Source organism: Gilliamella sp. Pas-s27, from assembly GCF_009795865.1.
Lineage (GTDB): Bacteria > Pseudomonadota > Gammaproteobacteria > Enterobacterales > Orbaceae > Gilliamella.
In genome coordinates, this window is record NZ_WTEW01000066.1 from 1 (window position 1) to 2,191 (window position 2,191).

The 2,191-nt window shown below is 31.8% G+C and carries 3 protein-coding genes; all 3 read right to left on the reverse strand.

Going from position 1 to position 2,191, the window contains the following annotated elements; genetic code table 11:
* Positions 1-196: hypothetical protein (locus tag GQ589_RS11575; protein WP_160426373.1), on the reverse strand; the 196-nt coding region annotated here is incomplete at its 3' end.
* A 290-nt stretch (positions 197-486) separates the two neighbouring features.
* Positions 487-1,143: a hypothetical protein gene (locus GQ589_RS11580; RefSeq protein WP_160426375.1), complete on the reverse strand. Its 657-nt coding sequence runs from the start codon at positions 1,141-1,143 to the stop codon at positions 487-489.
* 26 nt (positions 1,144-1,169) lie between these two features.
* On the reverse strand, positions 1,170-1,961 hold the full coding sequence (locus GQ589_RS11585; protein WP_370519445.1) for a hypothetical protein: 792 nt from the start codon (positions 1,959-1,961) through the stop codon (positions 1,170-1,172).
* Positions 1,962-2,191: the final 230 nt, after the last annotated feature.

Here is a 2,191-nt window from a genome sequence, read left to right on the forward strand (position 1 = left end):
ATGAATTATATTTCGTCCGTTGTGGGTTTTCTAATGGCTCATGCCAAAGTGTTGTGTCAATATTAAAATAATCAATCATCGCCACCGGATGAATAAACCATGCCTTGCCGTCAGTTGATAGATTGGACAGTTTAGGGGTATTAGCATTCGCATCGCTTTGTTCTGTGCTGGTTGTTTGAGCTTGTGCTTGTGCCACTTGTTGCCACCACAGTGACGGTTTAATGCGTTGCTCTTTTTCTAGTTTCCAGTTTGTTTGGATATATTAAAATGCTTCATCCACCATTTTTAAAGCAAAATCACGTAGGTAAGGATTGGTGATGCCTAGTATGTCTAATCCCTCTTCAATAAGTGCTTTTTGTTGTTTCTCTTCTTCAAACAGCTCATCAATTTCGTTCCATTTGCTTAACGCTTCATCGAATATATGACGATTAAGTTATAATACTGTGTAATTCCAACATAACTTAGATGATCAAAATATTTAAAAAATCATTTACATACATTTTTTTCAAAATTATTGTCAAAGTGACATTCGAAAAAGTCCTCTAATTTAAACTTTCCATTGGTACTGATTGAATATTTTTTCCAAAACTTAACTAATGAACCATCTTCATCAGAACCGTATTTTAAAATGTATATAAACTTATCTATGTAATAATATTGGGATTCTACATAAAAAGCATCATAATCATTTTTTATATAATAAATGGTGAGGCTATCAACTATTTGATCATTAATTTTTGTAAAAAGTTTAACTTCTGCAATAGTTACGCTTTCTAGACTAGATGAATTTATCTCTTTCACTTTTTCTAAATAAATATTAATATCATTTATTGGAGGCAAATATACTTTTTCATTTAATATTATTGGATTAATTATTTCGTCATAATCAAAAGTCATTTTTGATAATACACATCTTTTTCTTTCATACTCTATTTCCTCATTAGTTCCTCCATATGGATGCGCTATGGTACAAGAAGAATCTATCTTTTTCACAAAATCTTTTCTACTAATATGATTATCTCCTTGGTATGTTTCCATTTTACTAATTTGTGTTTTTTGTTCAGGGTTGCTATTGATTCTAGCTTCAACACAACCAAAAGTAAAAATTAAAGAATGCATTAACATAAATAATTTTCTTTTCACAGATACTTACCCTTTTATATCAATAATTAATTTTCAATCTCTGTTATACAGTCAAAATCAAAATCGCCTGAATGTAAATGAGTATTATGTAGAGCATCCTTGTTTATAGCATTAGATAATTTATAAAAATATGGCTTAATTCCTATAAATCTTTCGTTAAAATGAAATTTTGCCATAGCGTTAATAATTTTTTGATCTTGATTAACATCTAATTTATATGAAGTATCAACACTTTTACCATTTACATGTTCTGCACTGGGAAAACAGGATGCTTCGTAAAAGCAACTTCCTGTCGTTGTCAATTCAAAACCTATCTCAGCAAGAGCACCTATAAAACCAGCTAAAGGACTCGGTCCAGTATATCTTCTTTTGGTATTACTGAACCGATATTTAATCGTAACAGAGCCTTTTACATAATTAATTTCATCTGGCATTCGAACTATTTCAATTTCTTCATCAAAAGCTCTGTATAATCGCCAAATTAATCCTCTGGTTGGATGTTTACCATACTCAGCAATATCTCCATTTGCATATTTAACTCTTTTCTGGGTATCCCCTTCATTGACATTTTCTTTATATTCAATAATATTAGTATCACTTCGATTCGGCGCACTTACTGTTACACCATTTCTTTTCTTTTTAGTTGTATGCCAATCGGCTATACATATTTCATGCTCATTATTATCTTTATCATGATAAACGTATTTATATTTTTGTTCATAACCTTTCAGTATTTCTTGTGGTATATGTTTTTCAATTTTTCCATCATGATAAATATGATAAGTAGCTATGCCTGCACCAGAAAAATAATCCACCATCGCCACCGGGTGAATAAACCACGCCTTGCCATTAGTTGATAGATTGGATAGTTTCGGGGTATTAGTATTAGCATTCGCATCGCTTTGTTCTGTGCTGGTTGTTTGAGCTTACGCTTGTGCCACTTGTTGCCACCAAAGCGATGGCTTGATGCGTTGCGCTTTTTCTAGTTGCCAATTTTTTTTGACATGTTCATGCGCTTCATCTACTTTTTTCATCGCAATATCACGCT